The sequence below is a fragment of the Microbacterium sp. Root180 genome, from assembly GCF_001428485.1.
Lineage (GTDB): Bacteria > Actinomycetota > Actinomycetes > Actinomycetales > Microbacteriaceae > Microbacterium.
The window spans coordinates 39,728-64,136 of record NZ_LMHS01000004.1; the positions used below are offsets into that span (position 1 = coordinate 39,728).

22 protein-coding genes and 1 tRNA gene are annotated in these 24,409 nt (G+C 71.1%); 14 read left to right on the forward strand and 9 right to left on the reverse strand.

Annotated features, from left to right (window positions below; translation table 11 throughout):
• The first annotated feature begins 29 nt into the window (after positions 1–29).
• Complete coding sequence (locus ASD93_RS14910; RefSeq protein ID WP_056124732.1) at positions 30–497, forward strand: MarR family winged helix-turn-helix transcriptional regulator; 468 nt, start codon at positions 30–32, stop codon at positions 495–497.
• Between the two features lie 127 nt (positions 498–624).
• On the opposite strand, the gene ASD93_RS14915 is transcribed toward ASD93_RS14910, so the two are convergent.
• A tRNA-Met gene (locus tag ASD93_RS14915) sits at positions 625–698 on the reverse strand.
• A 94-nt stretch (positions 699–792) separates the two neighbouring features.
• On the opposite strand from ASD93_RS14915, the gene ASD93_RS14920 reads away from it, so the two are divergent.
• Together ASD93_RS14920 and ASD93_RS14925 are read left to right on the forward strand one after the other, a co-directional pair.
• Positions 793–1,302, forward strand: a complete 510-nt coding sequence (locus ASD93_RS14920) for a DUF6328 family protein (RefSeq protein ID WP_056124736.1) — start codon at positions 793–795, stop codon at positions 1,300–1,302.
• The gene (locus ASD93_RS14925; protein ID WP_056124740.1) at positions 1,302–2,117 is read left to right on the forward strand and encodes a carbon-nitrogen hydrolase family protein; all 816 of its coding nucleotides are present in this window, start codon (positions 1,302–1,304) and stop codon (positions 2,115–2,117) included. Before ASD93_RS14920 ends, ASD93_RS14925 begins: the two co-directional genes overlap by 1 nt.
• 1 nt (position 2,118) lies before the next feature.
• On the opposite strand, the gene ASD93_RS14930 is transcribed toward ASD93_RS14925, so the two are convergent.
• Positions 2,119–3,324: an aminotransferase class I/II-fold pyridoxal phosphate-dependent enzyme gene (locus ASD93_RS14930; RefSeq protein ID WP_056124744.1), complete on the reverse strand. Its 1,206-nt coding sequence runs from the start codon at positions 3,322–3,324 to the stop codon at positions 2,119–2,121.
• Between the two features lie 115 nt (positions 3,325–3,439).
• Between ASD93_RS14930 and ASD93_RS14935 the strand changes: the two genes are divergently transcribed.
• From ASD93_RS14935 to ASD93_RS14945, 3 genes are all read left to right on the forward strand, one after another.
• Positions 3,440–5,020 carry a S1C family serine protease gene (locus tag ASD93_RS14935; RefSeq protein ID WP_056124747.1) on the forward strand — a complete coding sequence of 527 codons (1,581 nt, stop codon included), beginning with the start codon at positions 3,440–3,442 and terminating at the stop codon, positions 5,018–5,020.
• Positions 5,021–5,104: 84 nt separating this feature from the next.
• Entirely contained in the window at positions 5,105–6,385 is a 1,281-nt protein-coding gene (locus tag ASD93_RS14940; protein WP_056124750.1) for a CDP-glycerol glycerophosphotransferase family protein, read from the forward strand.
• The gene (locus ASD93_RS14945) at positions 6,382–7,830 is read left to right on the forward strand and encodes a CDP-glycerol glycerophosphotransferase family protein (RefSeq protein ID WP_056124753.1); all 1,449 of its coding nucleotides are present in this window, start codon (positions 6,382–6,384) and stop codon (positions 7,828–7,830) included. Before ASD93_RS14940 ends, ASD93_RS14945 begins: the two co-directional genes overlap by 4 nt.
• 12 nt (positions 7,831–7,842) lie before the next feature.
• Here the strand turns inward: ASD93_RS14945 and ASD93_RS14950 are convergent, their stop codons facing one another.
• Positions 7,843–8,868: a glycosyltransferase gene (locus tag ASD93_RS14950; protein ID WP_056124897.1), complete on the reverse strand. Its 1,026-nt coding sequence runs from the start codon at positions 8,866–8,868 to the stop codon at positions 7,843–7,845.
• Positions 8,869–8,977: 109 nt separating this feature from the next.
• On the opposite strand from ASD93_RS14950, the gene ASD93_RS14955 reads away from it, so the two are divergent.
• Positions 8,978–10,255, forward strand: coding sequence for a CDP-glycerol glycerophosphotransferase family protein (locus ASD93_RS14955; protein WP_056124756.1), 1,278 nt, complete (start codon positions 8,978–8,980; stop codon positions 10,253–10,255).
• 9 nt (positions 10,256–10,264) lie between these two features.
• Here the strand turns inward: ASD93_RS14955 and ASD93_RS14960 are convergent, their stop codons facing one another.
• From ASD93_RS14960 to ASD93_RS14975, 4 genes are all read right to left on the reverse strand, one after another.
• The gene (locus ASD93_RS14960) at positions 10,265–11,644 is read right to left on the reverse strand and encodes a maltokinase N-terminal cap-like domain-containing protein (RefSeq protein WP_056124759.1); all 1,380 of its coding nucleotides are present in this window, start codon (positions 11,642–11,644) and stop codon (positions 10,265–10,267) included.
• A gap of 37 nt (positions 11,645–11,681) precedes the next feature.
• The gene (locus ASD93_RS14965; RefSeq protein WP_056124762.1) at positions 11,682–11,921 is read right to left on the reverse strand and encodes a hypothetical protein; all 240 of its coding nucleotides are present in this window, start codon (positions 11,919–11,921) and stop codon (positions 11,682–11,684) included.
• A gap of 61 nt (positions 11,922–11,982) precedes the next feature.
• Positions 11,983–12,924: a hypothetical protein gene (locus ASD93_RS14970; protein ID WP_056124766.1), complete on the reverse strand. Its 942-nt coding sequence runs from the start codon at positions 12,922–12,924 to the stop codon at positions 11,983–11,985.
• A gap of 64 nt (positions 12,925–12,988) precedes the next feature.
• Positions 12,989–13,681, reverse strand: coding sequence for an NTP transferase domain-containing protein (locus ASD93_RS14975; protein WP_056124768.1), 693 nt, complete (start codon positions 13,679–13,681; stop codon positions 12,989–12,991).
• 238 nt (positions 13,682–13,919) lie between these two features.
• Between ASD93_RS14975 and ASD93_RS16300 the strand changes: the two genes are divergently transcribed.
• The 3 genes from ASD93_RS16300 to ASD93_RS14990 are packed head-to-tail and all read left to right on the forward strand — an operon-like array spanning position 13,920 to position 17,152.
• Complete coding sequence (locus tag ASD93_RS16300) at positions 13,920–15,302, forward strand: ABC transporter ATP-binding protein (RefSeq protein ID WP_321163632.1); 1,383 nt, start codon at positions 13,920–13,922, stop codon at positions 15,300–15,302.
• Positions 15,278–16,846: a hypothetical protein gene (locus tag ASD93_RS14985; protein WP_056124774.1), complete on the forward strand. Its 1,569-nt coding sequence runs from the start codon at positions 15,278–15,280 to the stop codon at positions 16,844–16,846. The genes ASD93_RS16300 and ASD93_RS14985 overlap by 25 nt, the downstream gene beginning before the upstream one ends.
• Before the next feature lie 42 nt (positions 16,847–16,888).
• Positions 16,889–17,152: a DUF3039 domain-containing protein gene (locus ASD93_RS14990; protein ID WP_056124777.1), complete on the forward strand. Its 264-nt coding sequence runs from the start codon at positions 16,889–16,891 to the stop codon at positions 17,150–17,152.
• Between the two features lie 3 nt (positions 17,153–17,155).
• Here the strand turns inward: ASD93_RS14990 and ASD93_RS14995 are convergent, their stop codons facing one another.
• Entirely contained in the window at positions 17,156–18,487 is a 1,332-nt protein-coding gene (locus ASD93_RS14995; protein WP_056124780.1) for a nicotinate phosphoribosyltransferase, read from the reverse strand.
• 58 nt (positions 18,488–18,545) lie between these two features.
• Between ASD93_RS14995 and murI the strand changes: the two genes are divergently transcribed.
• From murI to ASD93_RS15015, 4 genes are all read left to right on the forward strand, one after another.
• Positions 18,546–19,409, forward strand: coding sequence for a glutamate racemase (murI, locus tag ASD93_RS15000; RefSeq protein WP_056124783.1), 864 nt, complete (start codon positions 18,546–18,548; stop codon positions 19,407–19,409).
• A complete protein-coding gene (gene rph / locus ASD93_RS15005; protein WP_056124786.1) occupies positions 19,406–20,158 on the forward strand; it encodes a ribonuclease PH in 753 nt (250 codons plus the stop codon). Before murI ends, rph begins: the two co-directional genes overlap by 4 nt.
• 8 nt (positions 20,159–20,166) lie before the next feature.
• A complete protein-coding gene (gene rdgB, locus ASD93_RS15010; RefSeq protein WP_056124900.1) occupies positions 20,167–20,769 on the forward strand; it encodes an RdgB/HAM1 family non-canonical purine NTP pyrophosphatase in 603 nt (200 codons plus the stop codon).
• Positions 20,770–20,873: 104 nt separating this feature from the next.
• On the forward strand, positions 20,874–21,788 hold the full coding sequence (locus ASD93_RS15015; RefSeq protein ID WP_056124787.1) for a cation diffusion facilitator family transporter: 915 nt from the start codon (positions 20,874–20,876) through the stop codon (positions 21,786–21,788).
• Between the two features lie 6 nt (positions 21,789–21,794).
• Here the strand turns inward: ASD93_RS15015 and ASD93_RS15020 are convergent, their stop codons facing one another.
• Positions 21,795–24,368 carry an ATP-dependent DNA ligase gene (locus tag ASD93_RS15020; protein WP_056124790.1) on the reverse strand — a complete coding sequence of 858 codons (2,574 nt, stop codon included), beginning with the start codon at positions 24,366–24,368 and terminating at the stop codon, positions 21,795–21,797.
• Positions 24,369–24,409: the final 41 nt, after the last annotated feature.

Genomic DNA, 24,409 nt, shown 5'->3' on the forward strand with positions numbered 1-24,409 from the left:
GATACAAGGGTACCGAGGGAGTGTCCACAATGGCCGAGCCTTGGTCGCCCACGACGCCTCACGACCACGAGGTCCTGCAGGTGCTCCTCGCCGTTCGCGCATTCAGCGATGCGATGGATCGCATGTACGGAGGCATGAAGGACGAGATGGAGATGAACGTCTCCGACCTCTCGGCGCTGCGCATGCTCATCATGCGAGAGCAGGCCGGAGCGGTGGTGAGCCCGCACGACCTCGCGAACCACCTGAGGATCTCGACGGCATCGACGACGAAGCTCCTCGACCGCCTGACCGCAGCCGGGCACGTCGAGCGCCGTCCTCACCCGACCGACGGCCGGGCGCGCATCATCACGCTCACCCCGCACTCCCGGCGGACCTTCTTCGAGCACTTCAGTGAGCGACTGCAAGCGATGCGGAATGTCGCGGACCGCTACACCGACGACGAGCTCGCTACGATCGCCCGCTTCCTGAGCGAGCTCGGGGACGTCCTGACGGAATGAGCCTGAGCGCCTGCGATGTGGGCGACCCGCCGCTTCTGGTGCGGCGGGATACCCCTCACGGGGCTGCGGAGAAAGCGCAGAGGCACGCAAAAGGCCCGGAATCACGAGGATTCCGGGCCTTTCTCTGTTGCGGGGACAGGATTTGAACCTGCGACCTCTGGGTTATGAGCCCAGCGAGCTACCGAACTGCTCCACCCCGCGGCACAAGAAGTTAGCCTAGCACGGTTTCGGAGTGGGGCGCGCCGTCGGGCGCCTTCGCTTGCTGTGCGGTCCCGCGGCGGGCGAGGATGAGCGTATGCCGGCAGAGCGCGATCGCGACCCTCTCGACGACCGCGTGGACGGGCGCGACGAGACGGCGGCCGAACGCGCCGACCGCAACTGGAGCGAAGTCCTCCAGGAGCTGCGCGTCCTGCAGACCGGCACCCAGATCCTGACCGGCTTCCTTCTCGCGCTCGCGTTCCAGCCGGCGTTCTCCGACCTGACCGATGGTCAGCGCTCGATCTACCTGCTCCTGGTGGTGGTCTCCGCGTTGAGCGCGATCATCGCCCTCGCCCCGGTCGCCCTCCACCGCGTCCTCTTCCAGCAGCGCGCGAAGGCGGAGGTCGTCTCCTACGGGCACGCGGCGCTCATCACCGCGCTCTTCACCGTGTCGGTGCTGATCGTGGGGGTGGTCGCCTTCGTCTTCGACGTCGTCGTGGGGGATGCTGCGGCATGGTGGGCGCTCGGCATCCTGGCGATGGTCATCATCATGCTGTGGCTGGTGGTCCCGGCGATTCTCCGCGCCCGACGGAACGGAACCCCATGATGACCGCGGCGGGGGCGATCGGGATCGGTGTCGCGCAGTTCGCGCCGACGGCCGACACGCAGGCGAACCTCCACACCATCCGGCAGCTCACGGCCGCGGCATCCTCCCGCGGAGCGCGCGTCGTGGTGTTCCCCGAGTACTCCAGCTACTTCGTCGACCCGTTCGACGGATCGCTCGTCGAGAACGCCCAGGAGATCGACGGACCCTTCACCCGCGCACTGATCGAGATCGCCGCCGAGTTCGACGTGCACCTCGTCGCCGGGCTGCTCGAGAAGGCCGCCGATGAGCGCCGTGTACGCAACACGGTCGTCGCCGTGGACGCGTCCGGCCCGGTGGCGACCTATCGCAAGCTCCACCTCTACGACGCGTTCGGCCAGCGCGAATCGGACTGGGTCGAGCCCGGCGCGATCTCGGCGCCCGAGACCTTCGTGATCGACGGCCTGACGTTCGGGCTCATGACCTGCTACGACCTGAGGTTTCCCGAGGTGGGCAGGACTCTGGTGGATGCCGGCGCCGACGTGTTCGTCATCCCGGCGGAGTGGGTGCGCGGACCCCTCAAGGAGCACCACTGGCGCACCCTGCTGCATGCCCGGGCGATCGAGAACACGGTGTTCGCGGCGGCGGCCGACCATCCGCCGCCCCTCGGCGTGGGCTGCTCGATGGTCGTCGATCCGCAGGGGGTCGAGCTCGCCGCGGTCGGCACCGCGACAGACGTCGCGGTCGCCTTCCTCGACCCGTCCGCCGTCGGGCGCGTGCGCCGCGTGAACCCCGCCCTGCGCCTGCGCCGATTCGACGTCACGCCCCGCGAGAGCTGACTCACCGCTCGCGCGCTGCGCCCAGACGCGCCGCGGCGTCCGCCAGGACATCGACGCGCTTGCAGGCGGCGAACCGCACGAGCGTGGCGTAGTCGTCCCGCCGTTCGGGCCTCGCGAACGCGGTGAGCGGAATGGCCACCACCCCGGCGCGCCGGGGCAGCTCGCGGCAGAAGGACGCGGCATCCGTGGCTCCCAGCGCGCGCGCGTCGGCGACCGTGAAGTAGGAGCCCGCGGGCGTCGACACGTCGAAGCCGGCGGCGCGCAGTCCGTCCCCGAGCAGGTCGCGCTTGGCGCGGAGCGTGTCGGCGATGCCCTGGAAGAAGGAGTCGTCCAGGCGCAGACCGGCGGCGATCGCAGGCTGGAAGACGCTGCCGTTGACATACGTCAGGAACTGCTTGACCGCCAGCACCGCGCTCACGAGGTCCGCGGGACCGGTCACCCATCCGATCTTCCAGCCCGTGGCGGAGAAGGTCTTCCCACCCGAAGAGATCGTCAGCGTGCGCTCCTCGGCCCCGGGCAGCGTCGCGATCGGCACATGCGGCGCGTCGAAAACGAGGTGCTCGTAGACCTCGTCGGTCACGATCACGGCGTCATGCCGCTGGGCGAGGCGCACCACCTCGCCGCGCACCTCGGCCGAGAAGACCGCGCCGGTCGGGTTGTGGGGGTCGTTGACGAGGATCGCTCGCGTGCGGTCGCTCACCGCGCGGCGCAGATCGTCGAGATCGGGCTGGAACTCGGGCCACCGCAGCGGCACGGTCACCAGGCGGGCGCCCGCGAGCGCGACGACCGCGGCATAGGAGTCGTAGTACGGCTCGAAGACGACGACCTCGTCATCGGGTCCCTCGATGAGCGCGAGCAGCGTCGCCGCGAGGGCCTCGGTGGCTCCGGCGGTCACGAGCACCTCCCGTGAGGGGTCGAGGCGCAGCCCGTAGAACCGATCCTGGTGCTCGGCGATCGCCGAGAGGAGGTCCGGGATGCCGCGCCCCGGCGGGTACTGGTTCAGCCCGTGCGAGAGTGCCCAGCCTGCCGCCGCGAGCACCTCGGCCGGTGGATCCTCGTCGGGGAAGCCCTGGCCGAGGTTGATCGCACCCGTTTCGGCCGCAAGGGCCGACATCTCGGCGAAGATGGTGGGGTGGATGGATCCGTCGGCGCCGACGAGTCCGGCACCCGCCGCGGTGCGATGCCATGCTCCGGGGATGTCTCGCATCGGATCACGGTACTCGACCTCCTCAGGCGGATTGCATAGTCGAGTCCCATTCACGGCATAAGAAACGCACAGCATCGGTGGGCAATGTGGTGAGTGCTTGGCAAAAGGAGCAATCATGAGCGACAACCAGGGCAACGGCCCCGCAGACCACATTCCCGCGGACGCGACCGCGAGCACGCCCGATGTCGCGCCCCAGACCGAGAACACCGCGCCGACCGTCCCCGTCGCACCGGCCCCTCCGGCCGTTCCCACGACGGCGGCCTGGCAGGCCGCGCAGCAGGCGCCCCAGAGCGCCCAGCCGGTGCCGCCGGCGGGCTACCCGACCCACGCACAGGCCTACGCACGCCCCCAGGGCTACGCCGGCCAGACCGCGCCGTACCCCCAGGCCTACGCGGGCCAGCCCCAGAACCAGGGCGCCGCGTTCGGCCCGGCTGCCACCGGCACCACCCCGACCGTCGCCGCACCGCGCAAGCCGAAGAAGGCATCCGGCGCCGGCAAGGTGGTCGGGCTCATCGTCGCCGCCGCCATCGTGGGCGGCGCAGCGGGCCTCGGCGGCGCCTACGCGGGCGTCAACCTCTTCTCGCCCACGGGCACGGTGCCCGCCGCCGGCCCGTCGACGGTCACCGTCAACGACACCGACTCGGTCAACCAGACCACCGCCATCGCGGCCAAGGTCGTGCCGAGCGTCGTGACGATCGCGGCCACGAGCGACGCCGGCAGCGGCACCGGATCGGGAGTCGTGCTCTCGGAGGACGGCTACGTGGTCACCAACACGCACGTCGTCACCCTCGACGGCGCCACGGGCGACGCGACCATTCGCGTGACCACCTCGGACGGCCGCGTCTTCGACGCCGAGGTCGTCGGGACCGATCCCACCTACGATCTCGCCGTCATCAAGCTGCAGGATGCCGAGGATCTCACGCCCATCGAGTTCGCCTCGTCGGCCGACCTCAACGTCGGCGACGCGACCATCGCTGTCGGCGCGCCCCTCGGCCTCGCGAACACCGTCACGACGGGCATCGTGAGCGCACTCAACCGCTCCATCGAGATCGCCTCGTCGGCCGCGCCCGAGTCCGGCGATGCCGACGAGCAGCAGCCGCAGGACGAGCAGGACCCGCAGGAGCAGCAGGAGCAGGGCAGCCCGTTCCAGTTCGACTTCGGTCAGGGCCAGTCCCAGCAGACGCCGAGCGAGTCGATCAAGATCGCCGTGATCCAGACGGATGCCGCGATCAACCCGGGCAACTCGGGCGGCGCGCTGGTGGACTCCGAAGGAAAGCTCATCGGCATCAACGTCGCCATCGCGACGGCCGGCGGCTCGTCGGGCGGCGCAGGCTCGATCGGCGTCGGGTTCGCGATCCCGTCCGACATCGCCCAGCGCGTCACCGACGAGATCATCGAGAACGGCGAGGCGACCCACGGGCTGCTCGGCGCCAACGTGATCTCGGCCGCGCAGGTCGAGGGCTCGACCATCACCGGCGCATACATCGACGAGGCCGTCGAGGGCGGCGCCGCCGCCGACGCCGGCCTGCGCAAGGGCGACGTCGTCACGGCGTTCAACGGCGTGCCGGTCACCGACTCGGTCGACCTCACCGCGCAGGTGCGGGCCGCGGCCGGCGGGAGCGACGCCACGGTCACGTTCGTCCGCGACGGTGAGACGAAGACGGTCGATGTGACCCTGGGCACGCTCGAGCCGTAACCCGCCGATCGGCGACCGCTCTTCCGAGCACGAGGACGCCATCCCACCAGCCTGATCCGCAGACGCGGGCGATAGGCTCGCGGGATGGCGTCCTTCTCGTTCGGTGCGGGGAACGCGCGAAAACTCGCCGCCCTCCCGCTCTATGCCGTCGGACGCATGATCACGCTCCTGGTGCCGCGTTCGCGCGACGAATGGGTCTTCGGCTGCGGTGCCGGGATCGGCGATGGCGCCCTCGCGCTGTGGGAGGTCGCGGCCGCGGACGGCCGGAGAGCGGTCTGGCTGGTCGGCTCGAGGCGTGAGGCGACGGATGCCGCAGCCCGCGGCATCCGCACCGTTCGGAAGTCTTCTCCGCAGGGCGTGTGGCGCACCGCTCGCGCCGGGGTGATCGTCATCACCCACGGATTCGGCGACGTCAACCGCTACGCCGTCTCGGGTGCTTTCGTCGTCCAGCTGTGGCACGGGATCCCCCTCAAGCGCATCGGCCTGGACTCTCCCGAGACGCTGCGGCTCCCCGGCTCGCTCGCCCGCATGCGGGTGGCACGGCCGTTGCGCGCGATCCTCGGCGGGATGTTCCGCGGGGCCGCTCGTCGCATCAGGATCCTGCCGGCCGCCTCCCACGCGGTGCGCGGTCGCCTCGAGTCGGCCTTCGCGCTGCCCGACGACCGCGTCCCTGTCACGGGGGAGCCGCGCGTTGACGGGCTCTCGCGCGGTTCCGCCGCGGACCGCCGCACGCTCGCACGCGCCGCGATCGAGCGGGCCGCCGGGAGCGTCGGACAGGCGGCGAGGCTCGTGCTCTACGCACCGACGTGGAGGGACGGCGCGCCCGACCCCGCGGTGCCGTCGCCGGCCGAGTGGACCGCGCTCGTCGAGACGCTCGAGCGTCTGGACGCCGTGCTGCTGGTGCGTTCGCATCCGCTCGGCGCGGGCGAGTACCGGCCGCCGGTGCCCAGCGATCGTGTGAGGGCGCTGGGGAGCGATCTCGCGTCGGACGTCACGCCGCTCCTTCCGGGCCTCGACGTCCTGGTCACCGACTACTCCTCGCTGGTCTACGACTCCGCCCTCGTGCCGCTGCCGGTCGTGTTCCTCGCACCCGATGTGGCCGACTACGCACGGCGCCGCGGCTTCTACGGTCGGTACGCCGATGTCGCGGGGGAGGACTGGGCGACGGATTGGACGCAGGCGCTCGCGCAGCTCGCGTCGATCCTCGAGGATCCGGCCGAGCACGAGCGACGCGTGTCGCGGGCACGCGACCTCAGCGCACGTGTGCACGAGTTCCGGGACGGCGCGAGCTCCCAGCGGGTGTACCGTGCGATCCTGGCCGGATCGACGCGCGCGGCCCAGGCCGCCAGGAAAGGACGACGATGACCGACGCCCGCTTCACCGCCGACGGCGGTGCGGCCCTCATCCTCACCGGCGACGGCCCGCGTCCGGCATCCGTGGAGCTCGTCGGCCGTCGAGCGCGGGTCTCCGGCTCGCTGACCGGGCGCGGCAAGACGTGGAGGGCGGTCCTGTCGCTGCGGGCGAGCCGCTGGGACGGGCCGGTGCTGCCGCTTCCCAGCGGCGAGTACGAGGTGCGCGTGGTGGGAGCTGAGGGCGTCCGGGTCGACGAGCCGGCGGCGATCGGACTCTCACAGCTCGGCACACTGCGCGCCGAGCTGTCGGGGTGGACGCTGCGGATCGGTCCTCCGATCGACCCCGCGTACGATTCGGGCGAAGGGCAGGATGCGCTCGAGCGCCGGTACGCGCACCGCACGGCCCATCTCGAGAACGCGGTCTTCTTCGAGAGCTTCTACGGCCGAAACGCCAGCTGCAATCCCCTCGCGATCGATCGGGAGCTCGCCCGCCGGGCTCCGGGAGCGACCCGCTACTGGAGTGTCGTCGACCTCTCGGTGGCGGTCCCCGAGGGCGCGGTCGCGATCGTCGAGGGCAGTCCGGAATGGTGGCGCGCCAGAGGATCCGCGCGACTGCTCGTCGTCAACGACTGGCTTCGCCGGCGCTTCTCACGCCGCGGCGGGCAGGTGGTGCTCCAGACGTGGCACGGCACGCCGCTCAAGCGTCTTGCCCTCCACCGTCCGGGCTTCGATCCGCGGCGCATGGCCGCCGTGGTGCGCGAGTCCCGCCGGTGGAACGTTCTTCTCGCGCAGAACCCCTACGCGGCGCGCATCCTCGGCAAGGCGTATGCGTTCCTCTCGCGTCCCGTGTGGGTGGAGGGCTACCCGCGCAACGACGTTCTCGTGACCGGGGACGGCGCCGCGACCAGGACAGCGCTGGGAATCCGGCCCGAAGAGCGGGTGCTGCTGTACGCACCGACCTGGCGCGACGATCGCTCCGAGATCGTCGACTTCGTGGATCCGGTGGCGCTCGCCGCCGCGACCGACGCCGTGGTCCTGGTGCGCGGGCACTCCCGCACGCTGCAGCCGGGCAAGGATGCCGAGGGCCCGCGGGTCGTGGACGTCACGGGGTTCCCCGACACGTCGCTGCTGCTTCTCGCCGCGGACGCGCTCATCACCGACTACTCGTCGGTCATGTTCGACTTCTCGGTGACCGGCAAGCCGATGTACTTCCTCGTGCCCGACATGGAGCACTACCGCGGCGAGCTGCGAGGCTTCTACTTCGACCTGGTCGCGCATGCGCCCGGGCCGGTCGTCCGCAGCCAGGAGGAGCTCATCACCGCACTCGCGGCGGGCCCGGGGGAGTACGCCGGCCGCTACGCCGAATGGCGGCAGAGATTCAACGCGCGCGACGACGGCCGGGCCGCCGAGCGCATCGTGACCCGCATCCTCGACCAGGGCTTCGTCGAGGTGGAGTGACGTCCGTCGGGCTCAGGGCAGCGGGGTGTTGCGCGAGCCGAGTCGCGACGTGTCGACCGTGTCGTGGGCGCCGCGCACGAGGCCCACGACGAATCCCCAGCCCCACGACAGGTGCATCGTGGGGAGCACTGCGGCGGTCCACAGCTTGTCGCGCCATCCGTGGCCCCCGCCGGAACCGATCGATACCGCCACGATGAGCAGCACGTACGCGACGATCGGCAGGTAGACCACGGATGCCGCGGCCGACCACCAGCCGGTGAGGACGCCGGTCACCTGCAGCAGCCCGACGACGATCGCGAGGAGGACATCGACGACGAGCAGCGGCGGGGCGAAGAACCGGAGGGAGTTGCCGCGGCCGAATCGCCGGACGAGCTCGCCGCGCCAGCGGCCGGTCGCGGAGAACTGCCGCACCAGGCGCGACCAGCTCTCGCGGGGCCAGTACGTCACCGACAGCGCGGGGTCGAACCAGACCCGGTACCCGGCACGGCGGATGCGCAGGTTCAGCTCCCAGTCCTCGCCGCGACGGATCGACTCGTCGAAGAGTCCGACCTCGTCGAGCACGGACCGGCGCATGACGCCGAGGTAGGCGGACTCGGCCTCGCCCTCCTGCGTGCCGCCGTGGTACGCGCCGCCCCCCAGACCGATGGGGGAGTTGTACGCGCGGGCGACGGCGCGCTGGAACGGCGATCGGCCATCGGCGCGCATCACGCCGCCGACGTTCGCCGCGCGCATGCGGTCGAGTGTCCCGATGGCGCGGCGCGTGTAGTCCGGCTCCAGCTCGGAATGGGCGTCGACGCGGACGATCGTCGGGTACCGGCCCGCGCGGATGGCGAGGTTGAGGCCGACCGGGATGTCGGCCTCGGGGTTGTCGACCAGCACGACGCTGTCGTGGGTGGCCGCCAGTCGCCGCGCGAGCTCGTCGGTGCCGTCGGTCGAGGGTGCGAGGGCGAGGATGAGCTCGGCGGGCCCGTCCACTTCCTGGGCGAGCACCGTCTCGACGGCGCGCTGCAGATAGTCGACTTCGTTCAGAACGGGCATGACGAAGGTGACCCCGGCGCCGGGAGGGACCTCCGGTGCGTCCCTGCGCCCGCGCTGATCGACCTGCACGCGTCGATCATGTCACGTGTCGCCTGGGTAGTCTGGACGGGTGGGTCTGGTCTCCGATGGGAAGAAAGCGGTCGCACTGGTCCGAAAGGCCGTGAAGAACCGCCGTGCGGCGATCGACGTCCGGCGTACGCTCGCCGCACGGCCGCAGCATCCGCTCTTCCACTACCGCGTGGCGGTGTACTTCGCCGACGGCGCGGTGAACATGTACCAGATGCGGCAGTGGTACAAGCCGCTGGCCGAGCTGTCGAAGATCTGGCCGGTCGTCGTGCTGAGCCGTGCCGCCACGGGAGCGCGCGCGCTGCTCGCCGAGGACGCTCCACCCGTCGCCTTCGTGCCCACCGTGCGAGATCTCGAGCGCTTCATCGCGTCGCAGGACATTCGCATCGTCCTGTACGTGAACCAGAACACGCGCAACTTCCAGATGTTCCGCTACGGGCGCCGCTGGCACGTGTTCATCAACCACGGCGAGTCCGACAAGATGTACATGACCACCAACCAGTACAAGGCGTACGACTACGCCCTGATCGCCGGGGATGCTGCGCGCGAGCGCCTGTCACGGGTGCTCTGGGACTACGACATCGACCGGCGCACGATCCCGATCGGCCGTCCGCAGGCCGACCACTACTCGGGCACGCTGCCGTACACGCCGGACGACCGCACCGTGGTGCTGTACGCCCCGACGTGGGAGGGCGACCGTCCGTCGGCGCACTACGGATCGGTCGTCTCGCACGGCGAGACGCTGGCGACCGCGCTGCTCGCGTCCGGGCGCCACCGGCTGATCTACCGGCCGCACCCGCGCTCGGGAGTCGTGAATCCCGAGTACGGCGCCGCCAACCGGCGCATCATCGCCGCGATCGCCGCAGCCAACTCCGCCGACCGCTCCGCCGGTCACGTCTACGACGACGGCCCCGACCTGGGATGGCAGCTCTCCGCCGCCGACATGGCCGTCGTCGACATCTCCGCGATGGTCTACGACCGGCTGGCGGCCGACAAGCCGCTGATGATCACGCGGCCGACCGACCCTGCGGCGGCGATCGACACCCACGGCTATCTGTCCGCGTGCGAGTGGCTGGATGCCTCGGCCGCAGGCTCGATCGTCGCCGAGACCGAGCGTCTGCTCGGCGACCCCGATGCGGTGGCGCGGCTCGAGCAGTGGGTGCATCGCTACTTCGGCGATGCGGCGCCGGGCGCCGCGACCGGCCGGTTCCACGATGCGATCCGTCACCTCATGGACGAGTGGGACAGCTGGTATGCCCGTTCCGTCGAGGACGAGGAAGAGCCGGACGAGGCCGAACTCGACGACGCCGAGGATGCCTGACCGGCGGATTCAGCCGACCGGCGCGGGCTTCTCGACCAGCCTCGCGATCGCCCGCAGCGGGATCGTGACCCACGTCGGACGGTTGCGGGCCTCGTAGATCGCCTCGTACACGGCCTTGTCGAGCTCCAGTGCGGCCAGGACCGCTCCTTCCACATCGAGGTCGGCGCCTGAGGCCATGGCGTAGCCGTCCAGGAACGATTCGCGCGCCGTGCGCGCCCACTCCCGCGCGGCTTCGGGCGATCGGTCGGGATCGTCGAGACGGATGGACCCGGCCACGTAGTCGAACGATCTCAGCATTCCGGCCACGTCGCGCAGCGCGAGGTCCGCCCGGGTCCGTTCGACCATCGGCCGCAGCGGTTCGCCTTCGAAGTCCAGCAGCACCCACCCGCGGCCGGGAACGTGGAGCACCTGACCGAGGTGGTAGTCGCCGTGGATGCGCTGCTGGTCGGGCCACGGCGCTGTCGCGGCCCGCTCGTAGACGCTCTCGATCGCCTGTCGGCGCTCGGCGATCTCGGGCACCTCCGCGATCGCGATGGTCAGGCGGCGCCGCCAGGAGGCGACGGTGGCGGCGCGGTCGTCTGCCGAGGTCTCGCGGGTCGGAAACAGATCGGCGAGCGACACGTGCACTTCGGCGGTCGCCGCCCCGAGCGCCCGCGCGGAGCTGCGGAAGTCGTCGCCGCGCGCCGCGGCCCGCAGAGCCACGCGCCAGGCGTCCTCCACCTCCGGCAGGAACTCCTGCGCCGAGGCGAGGGAGCCGGTCACGGTGCCCCGAGCCGTCGCGAGATCGGGCCACGTCCCCTCGATCCATCCGATCGCGCGCGGGACGTGCACCGATCCCGAAGCGGCCAGGGCGGTGGGGAGTTCTATGTCGGGATTGAGTCCGGGATGCAGCTGTCGATAGACCTTGCAGATCACGGGCATGCCGCTCGAGCGGTAGACGAGCGAGGTGTTGGACTGTTCGCCGCTCATGACGGTGGCGCTCGGGGCGTCGGGCGTGCGCACACGAGGTCCCGGGTGACCTGTCGCGACGGTCTGCGGCCCTTCGCCCCGGCCGCCCGCCGTCACCAGCTCGAAGAGAGCTCGCGTGTAGGCCGGGTCGTGCGGGCCGTCGATGAACGTCGTTCCCGGCTCGGGGCTGCCGATGATGTGGTCGGGTGAGGCATCCACGGCCTCCGTCGCCCTCGACACCACCGGCAGCTGGTAGAGCACGGTGGGAAGGGAGCCTTCGTCGGCGACCAGGTACGTGCGGATGCGTGCGCCCGCGTCGGCCTCCGTGACCGGCGGCAGATCCCACCAGGAGACCAGGCGCAGGCTCGGCGGGCGCCCCTTCGCGGCGTACCACCGCTGCCGGGGCATCCACGCCGCCAGGCACGCCAGGGTGCTGTCCATGGGACTGAGCGTATGCCCGCGCGCGCCGACGTGTCGATCAGGCGTCGGCGTCGCGGTCGAGGTCGAGGTCGGGGTCGGCGTCGGACGCCGCGGCGCGAGCGACGTCCACCACGGGAGCGACCGGGATCACGATCGACTCGATCGAGCCGAACCCGAGCGCGTCGACGGCGGGAGCCGCGTCCGCCAGGCGCTCGGCATCGGTGTCCGGCCGTGCCGGCTCGGAGGGCAGACCTGCCCATTCCTCATGGTGCTCGGGTCGTTGCGTGAACAGTCCCATGCCACCATTGTGCGCCGACCCACCGCGATCACGCGTTCCCTCGGGGGCTCGCGCGAAGGTCTCAGTCGTCGCCGAGGCCATCCGGCTCGTTCGAGGGCGCGGCGTCGAGCGCCTTACGTCGACCCCCGACACGACGTGCGGCGCCGCCGACGGTGGAGGCGCCGCGAGCGACGCCGCCCGCGATCGCGCTGCCGGCCCGACGGATCGTGCGCGTCGCCGCCCGCTCGAGGGGCGTCGCGCCCGGTCGGGGCTCGAGTTCTGGCGGAAGGAGAGTCGGGGGAGGGCCGAATGCGCGGCGGGAGTTCACCAGCACGCGGCGCCCGAGGATGTTGTTGCCGGCGCCGCCCACGGCCGCACCGATGCCGAACGGAAGGGCCTTGCCGATCCACGACGCGCCACCGCGCGCGGCGAACTGGTGGATGAACGTCGTCTTGAGCTGGTCGACGATCGGTCCCATCGCGGCGCGGGGGATCGTCTTCGTCACGAGCTCACCCCAGTAGCGGTCCCGCGTCGGGCCGCGGCCCACCGCCTGCCCCGCGAGCTGCGAGACGAGGTCGACGCCCTCTTTGCCGAGCATGAGCGTGAGCACGAGTGCGCGCGCACGATCGGGGTCGGGCACGGGGATGCCGTGGACCTCGGTCACGGACTGGGCGAAGAGCGCGGTCGCCTCGAGGAAGGCCACCGTCTCGACCCCGCTGAGCGCCAGGGTGACGCCGGTGCCGATGCCGGGCACCACCGCCGTCGCGCCGACGGCGGCGCCACCCGTGGTGACCGCGGCGAGGTAGCGCCGCTCGAGGATCCGCACGATGTCGGCGGACGAGGCATCCGGGTGCCGCAGGCGGATGCTGCGCAGATGCGCGAGCACGACGGGACGCTGGACCGCGAGAACCCGGTCGAGTGCTCGGATCGAACGGGGATGCTCGTCGGAGCCGGTGGGCGGCAAGCCGCCCTGCCACGGGGAGTCCCCGGGCAGCGAGTGGATGCGCTGAACCTTCTCGACCATCGGGCCGATCCTATTCGGGAGATCCTGAACGAGGGCCCCGGGTTGACAGAGCGCTCGGTGGGAGTCAGACGAAGAGGTTGGCCCGCTCGAGGTCTTCGGCGAAATCGACCTCGACCGCGTAGAGGTCGGAGATGTCGAGGGGTTCGAGCAGCACGCCGTCTTCAGCGATGGCGAGCTCGAGACCGCGCTCGAAGTAGTCCTGGTCGTCGACCCGCGTGAGGTGGCGCATGAACGCCTTCTTGTCGCGGCTCGAGATGAAGTTGATGCCGACGGCTTCGCCGATGCCGCCCTTGACCGTCTTCGAGAGCTCCTTGATGAAGCCTTCGGGGGTGACGGTGTACTTGACTTCTTCGTCACTCACCTTCGACGTGTTGACGGCGACGAACGACTGATCGCGCTCGATGGCGTCGATGGCACGGCCGAGGACGCGCGGGTCGAAGACGACGTCGCCGTTCATCCAGAGGACGCCGGCCCTGCCGGTCTTGGCAAGGGCGCGCAGAAGGCTCTTGGACGTGTTGGTCTGGTCGTACCGGTCGTTGTAGACGTAGTCGACCGACGGGAATGCCTCGACGATGGTCTCGGCGCGGTAGCCGACCACGGTCGTGATCTTCGCCTCGGCGCCGAAGGCCGCGCGGATGTTGTCGTGCTGCTGCTGCATGATGCTGCGGCCGTCGCTGAGTTCTGTCAACGGCTTGGGAAGGCTGCGGCCGAGCCGCGAGCCCATTCCGGCTGCGAGAATGACGGTTTGAAGGGTCAAAGGTCTGCTCCTGAAGTGCGTGATTTCACTGTCGGTTCACCGACTCGACACCCCTTCGTGCCGGGACCATGCTAGCGATGGCACCTGGGAACGTGCAGAACGCTGCACCGACGTTGTCGTTTCGTGACAATCCGTTCGCGTCGACACGCCCCGGGCGAACGGCGGGAATGCGCCTCGATGTCGAGACTCGGCGTCTCGTGGGTGCCACGGTCCCGCAGGCGCTTGATACCTTGGGTTGGTGACAGCCTCCCTCCCGGTGCCGAACGACATCGATCCGGAAGAGCCGGACCGTCACGAGGGTGCATCCGTCGTGGCGCTGCCATCGAGCCCTGATGCTCCGGCTCCCGCCAAGGCCCCCGCCCGCAAGCCCGCGGCCCGAGCGGCCTCTGCTCGCGGGGCCACGGCTCGCACCGCCGCGCGCAAGAAGCCCGCTCCGGACGCCGTCCCGAAAGCGGCGCCCGCGCCGCCGGCGCCGGTCGAGCCGGAGCCTCCCCTGACCGAGGCGGAGTCCGCGCCGCTGTCCGATCTCGAGACCGCGGAGCGTGCCGCCGTCGACCTGGTCATCCCGCCGAAGCCTCCGCTTCCCGAAGACGCGCCGCCGGCGCCTGCGGAGGGTGCCGAGCCGCCGCCTCCCGTCTCGGAGGACGTCGAGGTCGCGCGTGAGGAGGCGGCTGCGCCCACGCCAACCGAGACCGAGATCGTCCCCGCGACTCCCGACGCCGAGCCCGAGCCCGAGCGCGAGCCCGCTTCGGAGACCGAGGCCGCCTCCGAGATCGAACTCGAACCCGCACCCACCCCGCCCGCGGCCGAGCCCGAAGACGTCATCGCGGTTCCGGCGGTCCTCACCGCTCCGGCCGCCTCCGGGGACGTGCTGGTGCTGCGCGGGGTCTCCAAGCGCTTCGGAGACACGCATGCCGTGGACGGCATCGACCTCACCGTCCCCGCCGGCACCTTCTACGGACTCGTCGGGCCCAACGGCGCCGGCAAGACGACGACGCTCTCGATGATCGCCGGGCTCCTCGAGCCCGACCGCGGGTCGATCAGCGTGGGAGGGGTGGATGCGGCATCCGACCCCGTCGGCGCGAAGCGCCTCATGGGGGTGCTGCCCGACCGGCTCCGCACGTTCGATCGGCTGACCGGCCGCCAGCTGCTCTACTACTACGGGGTGCTGCGCGGACTCGCCCCCGCCGTGGTGGAGAGTCGCACAGCCGATCTCGCCCGCGCGTTCGACCTCACCGACGCCCTCGGGCGCGTCGTGTCGGACTACTCCGCGGGCATGGCGAAGAAGGTGATGCTCGCCGGTGCGCTCATCCACTCTCCGCGCGTGCTGGTGCTCGACGAGCCCTTCGAGGCGGTCGATCCCGTCTCGAGCGCGATCATCCTCGACATCCTCTCCACGTACGTCGCGCATGGCGGCACCGTGATCCTGTCCAGTCACGGCATGGAGCTCGTCGAGCGGGTGTGCACGCGCGTCGCGGTCATCGTCGCGGGGCAGGTGCTCGCAGAGGGGACCGTCGACGAGGTGCGCGGTGAGCTGAGCCTCGAGCAGCGATTCATCGAGCTAGCCGGCGGACTCAGCGACGTGGAGGGTCTCGAGTGGCTGCATACGTTCTCCGACTGAGGGTCGCGCTGCTGTTCGGCGCCCTCCGCGGCGACCGTGGGCATGTCGTGCGCACGGTGCTCACCCTGGTCGTGGTGGCCGCGGCGACCGTCGCGGCGTGCTGGGCGCTGCTGACGCTGTCGGATGCCGACACCGACGTCGTGCTCGCCGTCACCGTGCTGGGAGGCTCGGCGGTCACGCTGGGGTTCGCCCTCGCACCGCTGATCGGCGCGACGAACGACCCCCTCGATCCTCGCCGGTTCGCGCTGCTCGCGCTGCCACGCCTGCCGCTGACCGCCGTCCTGGCGGTGGCCGGGCTGATCAGCGTGCCTCTGTTCGCGCTGCTGGCCATCGCGATCACCGACGCGATCGTCTGGGGCGAGCACGGGGTGGCCTGGCCGGCGGCCGCGGCCGGGGTCGTCGTCGGCGTCCTCACGTGCGCGCTGCTGGCGCGCGTGTGCATGGCCGTCGCATCGCTGTTCCTGCGCGAGCGGCGGTCGCGGGAGCTGTCGGGGCTCTTCCTGCTCGCCATCCTCGTCGTCGTCGTCCCGGTCGGGGTGTTCTTCGCCTCGCTCGAGTGGGAGGGGGCCGTGCCGACGCAGCTCGCGGAAGCGGTGTCCGCGCTCTCGCTCACCCCCGTGGGTGCGGCCTGGGCGTTCCCGGGGCTCTTCGCGAGCGGGAACAGCCGGGCGGTGATGTCGCTGCTCGTCGCGATCGGCACGCTTGTGGTCCTCGGACTGCTGTGGGTGTGGGTCGTCAAGCGCCTTCTCACCACGACCGAGCGGCCGGCCTCGGTGCGCGAGCGCACCGGGCTGGGCTGGTTCGCGGTCGCTCCCGGCACCCCCGGCGGTGCGGTGGCGGCGCGCAGCCTCGTCTACTGGTTCCGCGATCGCCGCTATGTCGTCAACGTGCTCGTGATCCCGATCGCCGCCGCTCTCACGGTCGTCCCCCTCCTCATCGCGGGGGTGCCGCTGGAACTCGCCGCTCTCGTCCCCGTGCCCTTCGCCGCCCTGCTGCTCGGCTGGCTGCCGCACAACGACCTGGCGTACGACTCCACCGCAGTCTGGATGCACATCGCCAGCGGGATGCGCGGCATGTCCGACCGTGTCGGCCGCCTCGTTCCGGTGCTGCTCATCGGCATCCCCCTGCTCGCCGTCGCCGTGCCCGTCGCGATCTCCCTGCACGGCCGATGGGCGCTCCTGCCGGCCATGGTCGGAGTGTGCGCGTCGCTGTTCTTCGCCGGCCTCGGGCTGTCCAGCGTGTCGTCGGTCGCCGCGCCCTACGCGGTCTCCCGCCCGGGGGAGAGTCCGTTCCAGCAGCCGCAGCGCACCGGTGCGGGAGGCGTGGCCTCCCAGGGCCTCGTGCTGCTCGGAGCGATCGCCGTGAGCGTCCCCGCGCTGTGGTGCGGGTGGATCGCGCTGACCACCGACATCGACGCGGCGATGCCGGCGCTGTGGGCGGGCCTTGCGACGGGCATCGGCGTTCTGCTGGTCGGCGTCACCGCCGGGTCGATGATCTTCACCCGTCGCGGAGGACGGCTGATGGAGTTCGCGGAGTCGACCTGACGCCGGCGCCGTCCTCCGATCCGCGGGCTAAACTGACTCACCATGAGCACCCCCCTCGAAGGCCCGGACCAGGGCGGTCTGGCCACTCTCGACCGAGAGCTCGAAGAGCTCATCCGCGAAGAGAACATCGAACCGGGCGACCACGAGCGCTTCTCGCACTACGTCAAGAAGGACAAGATCCTCGAGTCGGCGCTCACCGGCAAGCCGGTGCGAGCGCTGTGCGGAAAGAAGTGGACTCCTGGGCGCGATCCCGAGAAGTTCCCGGTCTGCCCGACGTGCAAAGAGATCTACGAATCCCTGCAGTGACCGCTACCGCGCGTCCTGATAGACCGTCGGAATCGCCGGATCGGACTTGCTGAGCGCCAGGGCGCGCACCGGCAGCTCCTCCCGCGCGAACGCGTGATGCTCGCGCGCCGCCTCGACGCCGGCGCGCCCCTCGAAGGCGGCGTCCGGAACGCCGTCGGTGACCAGGGTCACCTGCAGCGCACGTGCGTCGGGATGCTCGGCGGCGGTGTCGACCTCCTCGAAGCCGTCGGACACCACGATCAGCTCGCTCGTTGCGGTACCCCGGTCGAGAGTGCGGAACGCCGCTTTGCGGCCGCCGGTGGAGCCCTTGTCGGTGGAGGCCTTCGCCACCGCGACCCAGCCGCCGCCGGCATCCTGACGCGCGACGAGCTTGTAGACCATGCCGGCGGTCGGCGTTCCGGAACCGGTGACGAGCGAGGTTCCCACGCCGTACGCGTCGACCGGGGATGCCGCGAGCGCCGCGATCGCGTACTCGTCGAGATCGCTCGTCACGGTGATCCGCGTCGCGGTCGCGCCGAGCTCGTCGAGCTGTGTCCGCACCGCGGCGGCCACCAGCGGCAGATCTCCCGAGTCGATGCGGACCCCGCCGAGGCCGGTTCCGGCGACCCGCACGGCCGTCTCCACGCCCGTGCGGGTGTCGTACGTGTCCACGAGGAGGGTCGTGCCCACGCCGAGTGCCTCGATCTGCGACCGGAACGCGTCCTCCTCCGTGTCGTGCAACAGGGTCCAGGCATGCGCCGCCGTGCCCATGGTGGGGATTCCCCAGCGACGTCCCGCCTCCAGGTTCGAGGTCGCACCGAAGCCGGCGATGTAGGCAGCACGTGCCGCCGCGATGGCAGACGACTCGCCGGCACGCCGTGAGCCCATCTCCGCGAGCGGGCGGTCGCCCGCGGCCACGCTCATGCGCGCGGCCGCGGTGGCGATGGCCGAGTCGTGGTTGAGGACGCTGAGCGCCAGCGTCTCGAGGACGACAGCTTCCGCGAAGCTGCCCTCGACGGTCAGGATCGGCGAGCCCGGGAAGTACAGCTCGCCTTCGCGGTAGCCGGTGATCGTGCCGGTGAAGCGGTACTCCTCGAGGAAGTCGAGGGTCGCGGCATCCACCACGTTCTCGTCGCGGAGCCAGCGCAGCTCGTCGTGCCCGAAGCGGAACTCGCGGATCAGGCCGAGCAGGCGGCCGGTGCCCGCGACCACGCCGAAGCGTCGCCCGCCGGACAGGCGGCGACCGAACAGCTCGAACACGCAGCGGCGGTCGGCCGTGCCGTCGCGCAGTGCGGCGTCGAGCATCGTGAGCTCGTAGCGATCGGTGTGCAGGGCGGTGCTCCGGGAGTCGCTCATGCGGGTCAGCCTAATGAGGGGCGGGCCGGGATGCGCCCCTGGCGTAGGCTGGACGATCGTGACCCTTCGACAGGCTCAGGGCGGCGCCGACCTGCCGATCGGAATCTTCGACTCCGGTGTCGGCGGACTCACCGTGGCGCGCGCCGTATCGGCCCAGCTGCCGCGCGAGTCGATCCTCTACATCGGCGACACCGCCCGCTCGCCGTACGGCCCCAAGCCGATCGCGGACGTGCGGCGGTACTCGCTCGAGATCCTCGACACGCTCGTCGACCAGGGCGTGAAGATGCTCGTGATCGCGTGCAACACCGCCTCGGCTGCGATGCTGCGCGACGCGCGCGAGCGCTACGACGTGCCGGTCGTCGAGGTGATCGGTCCGGCCGTGCGCACCGCGATGTCGACGACCCGCAACGGACGCATCGGCGTCATCGGAACCGCCGGGACGATCTCGTCCGGCGCGTATCAGGACATGCTCGAGGTGAACGAGCGGCTCACGGTCTTCGCGCAGGCCTGCCCGCGCTTCGTGGAGTTCGTCGAGGCGGGCGTGACCGATTCGCCCGAGGTGCTCGCCGTCGCCGAGGAGTACCTCGCGCCGCTGCGGCACGCCGCCGTCGACACGCTGGTGCTCGGGTGCACGCACTATCCGTTCCTCGAGGGCGCGATCAGCTATGTCATGGGCCCGGAGGTCTCGCTCGTCTCGAGCGACACCGAGACCGCGAAGGACGTCTACCGTCAGCTGGTCTCCCGCGACCTGCTGGCCGGCCCGGATGCCGCCTCCCGCCACGTCTACGAGGCCACCGGCGACTCCGCCGACGAATTCCTGCGACTCGCGCACCGCCTGATGGGGCGCGAGGTGACCGACGTCCGTCTCGTGCAGACGGGCGCGATAGACCTTCCCACCCGAGCTGAGGAGCACCTTCGATGACCGAACTCGTCCGCGCGGACGGCCGATCCGCCGACCAGCTGCGTCCCGTCACCATCGAGCGGGGGTGGAGCAGTCAGGCCGAGGGCTCGGCGCTCATCTCGTTCGGAGGCACGAAGGTGCTGTGCACGGCGTCGTTCACCAACGGCGTCCCGCGCTGGCTCACGGGCAAGGGCAAGGGGTGGGTCACGGCCGAGTACGCGATGCTGCCCCGCGCGACCAACAGCCGCAACGACCGCGAGAGCATCAAGGGCCGGGTCGGCGGACGCACCCACGAGATCTCCCGGCTCATCGGCCGGGCGCTGCGCGCGGTCGTGGACACCAAGGCGCTCGGCGAGAACACCATCGTCATCGACTGCGACGTGCTCCAGGCCGACGGGGGAACGCGCACCGCGGCGATCACCGGCGCCTACGTCGCCCTCGCCGACGCGATCGAGTGGGGACGGGAGAAGAAGTTCATCGCCCAGCGCTCGCAGGTGCTGATCGACTCCGTCGCCGCTGTGTCGGTGGGCATCGTCGACGGCGGGCCGCTGCTCGACCTCGCGTATGTCGAGGACGTGCGCGCCGAGACCGACATGAACGTCGTCGTCACCGGACGCGGGCTGTTCGTCGAGGTGCAGGGAACGGCCGAGGGCGCTCCGTTCGACAAGCGTGAGCTCGACGCTCTGCTCGACCTCGGCGTCGCCGGCTGCGCATCGCTGCGCGAACAGCAGCTCGCGGTGCTGGCGCCCGCGGGAGCCACCGCGCCGTGACGGACGTGCTGCGCAAGATCGTCCTGGCCACCCACAACCCGCACAAGGTCGAGGAGTTCCAGGCGATCGTCGCCGCGACCCGGCCCGACCTCCAGGTCGTCGCGTACGACGGCCCCGAGCCCGTCGAGGACGGCGTGACCTTCGCCGAGAACGCGCTCATCAAGGCGCGCGCAGCCGCCGCGCACACCGGCCTTCCGGCCCTGGCCGACGATTCGGGCATCTGCGTCGACGTGCTCGGCGGCGCACCGGGCGTGTTCTCCGCGTACTGGGCGGGGCATGCGAAGGATGCCGCGGCCAACCTGAATCTGCTGCTCGATCAGCTCTCCGACATCGGCGACCCGTATCGCACGGCCCAGTTCGTCTCGACGATCGCACTGGTCGTGCCCGGTGACGCGTCGAGCGAGCGCGTCGTCGAGGGCGTGTGGCCAGGGCGGCTCGCGGTCGAGGCGTCCGGTGGCGGCGGCTTCGGCTACGACCCGGTCTTCGTCCCCGACGGGCAGGAGCCCGGCGCGGAGCGCACCGTGGGCGAGTGGACCGCGCACGAGAAGAACGCGGCATCCCACCGTTCCCGGGCGTTTCGCGCCCTCGTGCCGCTGCTCGAGGCGCTGTAGCCGTCGCTGCAGACCCCGGTGCCGATGAGCGACTGAGAATCAGACTCATTCCCGACTAGCGGGATCAGCGACTCCACCCGCGGACCCGGGCATAGCCTGGCCTCATGCACGACCATGCGCCCGAGGGCGGCATCCGCGGAGCGAGCAACCGGCGGCTGCTCGCGATCTCGCTCGCCATCACCGGCGTCGTGATGATCGTGCAGGTCGTGGGGGCGTTCCTGTCGGGGTCGCTCGCGCTCCTCGCGGACGCGGTGCACATGTTCACGGATGCCGCGGGGCTGGTCATCGCCCTCGTCGCAGCCTCCGTCGCCGCACGTCCTGCGAACGACCGTCGCACCTTCGGCTACCAGCGCGCCGAGGTGTTCGGGGCGCTGGTGAACGGGGTCCTTCTCCTCGTGCTCTCCGTGTGGATCGCGATCGAGGGCGTGCAGCGCCTGATGAACCCGGGCGAGGTCGAGGTGGCGGGCGGACTCATGCTCGTCGTCGCCGTGGTCGGCCTGGTCGCGAACGCGGTGGCGATGTGGCTGCTGAGCTCGGCCCAGCGCCGCAGCATGAACGTGCGGGGCGCCTATCTGGAGGTGCTGGGCGACCTCATCGGATCGGCGGCGGTGATCGTGGCCGCGATCGTGATCGTGACGACGGGGTGGGTGCAGGCCGATGCGGTCGCATCGCTGCTGATCGCCGCGATGATCGTGCCGCGTGCCGTGGGGCTGCTGCGCGAGGTGGTGTCGGTGCTCTCCGAGTCGGTGCCCCAGGGCACGCACGTCCAGGACATCCGCCGGCACATCCTGCAGACTCCCGGCGTCGTCGACGTGCACGACATCCACGTGTGGCAGCTCACCCGTGGCGCGCCCGTGTTCACCGCCCACGTCGTGGTGGACGGCGCGTCGATGGCGGACGGGCGGGCGAGCAGCATCCTGAGCCAGCTCCAGTCGTGCCTGTCGCAGCATTTCGACGTCGAGCACTCGACGTTCCAGCTCGAGCCGGCGGGTCACGTCGAGCACGACGCCCACGCGTAGCGCGGATCAGTCCTCCCGCCGCACCTCGGCGGGACTCTTGTCGGGGCGCAGCCCCCGCCAGCGCGGATGACGCAGGATGCCGCCCGGGGTGAATTCGCCGTACTCGACCTCGCCGACCAGTTCCGGCCGCACCCACAGCGCGTCGCGCGCGTCGAGTGCGGGCACGCCCACGAGCGGGTTCTCGGCGATGCGCAGGGGAGTCAGCGTGCGCAGGAGCGAGGCGAGGGTCTTGTCGCTGAAGCCGCTGCCGACGCGACCGGCGTACTGCAGGCCCTCGTCTGTCGGGATGCCGAGCAGCAGCGAGCCGAAGGTGCCGCTGCGCCCGCCCTTCCCGGGACGGATGCCGGCGATCACGACCTCCTGCGTGCGCGTGTGCTTCACCTTCAGCCACGACTCCGAACGGACGCCGCGCAGGTACCGCGACGCCGGATCCTTCACGACGACGCCTTCGAGTCGCAGCCGTTCGCTCGCGTCGAGCGCGGCATCCACGTCGTCGAAGACCGGCGGGACGGAGATCGGCGGGATCGCGTCGGCGGCGAGGGCTTCCAGGATGCCGCGCCGCTCGCGGAGGGGGAGGCCGGTGACGTCTCGGCCGGCGTGGGAGAGGACGTCGAACAGGTAGTACCGCACGGGGATGCGACGCGCCTCGCGGGCGATCTCGCCGGGCCGTTCGAGGTTCATGCGGCTCTGGAGGAGCGGGAAGCTGGGACGTCCATCCGGCTCGAGCGCGACAAGCTCTCCGTCGACCACTGCGGTCTCGGCGCCGAGGCCCGCATCGACGTCGGTGAGCTCGGGGTAGCGGTGCGTGATGTCGTTGCCGCTGCGGGCGTACAGGCGCAGGCGCTCGCCGTCCCACACGCCGACCGCGCGGATGCCGTCCCACTTGCCTTCGACCCACGGCGCGGACCAGCGTGCGGCGGCCTGGCGTGCCAGTGCCGGGGTCGCATTCGTCGACAGCATGGGGCGGAGGTCGTGCGCGTCGCCGGTCGCCGCCTGTGCGGTGCCGTGCGTTCTCTCATGTGAATTCGCGCTCACACGTCGCCGGGGTGGTTCTGCGGTGCTGTGTGAGCCGGAACTCACATGCGCTTTCGACGAGGGATCGACCCCGGAGGAGTGACGGGCTGGCTCGCGATCCGCCTGAGGGCTGGGCTCGACGGGCTCGCCGTCGGGCTGCGGCCGGCCCGCGGCATCCGTCTTCATGCGGTGGAGCAGCCACGACGACTTCTCGCCCTCGCCCTCGGTGCGGATCAGCGCCAGGCGCACGCGCCCGAGCGGGCCGCCCGGCCTCCCCTCGAGCGTCGCGATGATCTCGTCATCGCGCCACTTCTCGAGGTCGTAGCGGCCGTCGTCCCAGATCGTGACCGTGCCTCCGCCGTACTCCGCGGCGGGGATCGTTCCCTCGAACGTCGCGTAGTCCATCGGGTGGTCCTCGGTCATCACCGCGAGGTTGTTGCGCTTGTACGAGTGCGGCACGCCGCGCGGCACCGCCCAGCTCACGAGGACGCCGTCCCGTTCGAGCCGGAAATCCCAGTGCAGCCGGCTCGCGTGGTGCTCCTGGATGACGAAGGTCGGACGCTCCCCGTGGGGCTGCGCGCCGAGCGGGTTCCCGGGCACCGGCTCGGGCGTGCGGGACGCGCTGCGCTTGGCGATGTAGGACGAGAGGGGGCCGGACTCCGCCTCGCGTCCGCCGGCGTGGTACCCGAGCGGCGCCATCGGATCGCCGATGCGCTCCATGCGCTCGAGCACCTCCTCGAAGCGCAGGTGCCGCAGCTCGGGATCGTCGAGCTCGTCCCACTCACGGGGTGCGGCGACGGTCGGCTGCATGCGGCCGCGCAGGGAGTAGGGCGCGATCGTGGTCTTCGCGCCGTTGTTCTGGCTCCAGTCGATGAGCACCTTGCCGTGCCGCTCGGTCTTCTTCATGCTGCTGACGACGAGCTCGGGGTGGTCTGCTTCGATGGCGCGCGCCATCTCCTTCGCGATCGCCGACGCCTGCTCGGTCGTCTGCCCGTCGGGCAGCGCGGTGTAGAGGTGGATGCCCTTGCTGCCGCTGGTCACCGGGTACGGCTCGAGCCCGATGTCGGTGAGCAGCGTCCGCGCCCATCCGGCGACGGCGGCGCATTCGGCCAGGCCGGCGCCCGGACCGGGGTCGAGGTCGAGCACCAGACGGTCGGCGAATCCGCGCTCGCCCGCCGGCGTGAACCGCCACTGCGGGACGTGCAGCTCGAGGCTGGCGACCTGTGCCAGGTACACGAGGGTCGGGATGTCGCCGACCAGCGGATACTCTTTGGTGCCGGTGGAGTGGGGGATCGGCGTCCGCTTCACCCACGACGGCGCGCCGCGCTCGAGGTCCTTCGCGAAGAAGACCATGCCGGGGTCGTCGTCGGTGCCCACGCCCTCGGGCCAGCGCTTGCGCGTGACGGGGCGGCCGATCACGTGGGGGATCAGCAGCGGCGCGATGCGCGTGTAGTAGTCGATCACCTCGCCCTTGGTGGTCCCCGTCTCGGGGTACAGCACCTTGTCGAGGTTGGTGATGCGCAGACGGCGGCCGCCGACGCTCACCATGCTGGGGCCGCCGGACATGGGTTCAGGCTAGCCGTGACAGGCGTGACCGGTGTGTACTG

Coding starts and splice junctions, on each gene's coding strand:
- ASD93_RS14910 (WP_056124732.1), top strand. CDS start 30: ATGGCCGAGCCTTGGTCGCCCACGACGCCTCACGACCACGAGGTCCTG.
- ASD93_RS14920 (WP_056124736.1), top strand. CDS start 793: ATGCCGGCAGAGCGCGATCGCGACCCTCTCGACGACCGCGTGGACGGG.
- ASD93_RS14925 (WP_056124740.1), top strand. CDS start 1,302: ATGACCGCGGCGGGGGCGATCGGGATCGGTGTCGCGCAGTTCGCGCCG.
- ASD93_RS14930 (WP_056124744.1), bottom strand. CDS start 3,324: ATGCGAGACATCCCCGGAGCATGGCATCGCACCGCGGCGGGTGCCGGA.
- ASD93_RS14935 (WP_056124747.1), top strand. CDS start 3,440: ATGAGCGACAACCAGGGCAACGGCCCCGCAGACCACATTCCCGCGGAC.
- ASD93_RS14940 (WP_056124750.1), top strand. CDS start 5,105: ATGGCGTCCTTCTCGTTCGGTGCGGGGAACGCGCGAAAACTCGCCGCC.
- ASD93_RS14945 (WP_056124753.1), top strand. CDS start 6,382: ATGACCGACGCCCGCTTCACCGCCGACGGCGGTGCGGCCCTCATCCTC.
- ASD93_RS14950 (WP_056124897.1), bottom strand. CDS start 8,868: ATGCCCGTTCTGAACGAAGTCGACTATCTGCAGCGCGCCGTCGAGACG.
- ASD93_RS14960 (WP_056124759.1), bottom strand. CDS start 11,644: ATGGACAGCACCCTGGCGTGCCTGGCGGCGTGGATGCCCCGGCAGCGG.
- ASD93_RS14965 (WP_056124762.1), bottom strand. CDS start 11,921: ATGGGACTGTTCACGCAACGACCCGAGCACCATGAGGAATGGGCAGGT.
- ASD93_RS14970 (WP_056124766.1), bottom strand. CDS start 12,924: ATGGTCGAGAAGGTTCAGCGCATCCACTCGCTGCCCGGGGACTCCCCG.
- ASD93_RS14990 (WP_056124777.1), top strand. CDS start 16,889: ATGAGCACCCCCCTCGAAGGCCCGGACCAGGGCGGTCTGGCCACTCTC.
- ASD93_RS14995 (WP_056124780.1), bottom strand. CDS start 18,487: ATGAGCGACTCCCGGAGCACCGCCCTGCACACCGATCGCTACGAGCTC.
- rph (WP_056124786.1), top strand. CDS start 19,406: ATGACCGAACTCGTCCGCGCGGACGGCCGATCCGCCGACCAGCTGCGT.
- ASD93_RS15015 (WP_056124787.1), top strand. CDS start 20,874: ATGCACGACCATGCGCCCGAGGGCGGCATCCGCGGAGCGAGCAACCGG.
- ASD93_RS15020 (WP_056124790.1), bottom strand. CDS start 24,368: ATGTCCGGCGGCCCCAGCATGGTGAGCGTCGGCGGCCGCCGTCTGCGC.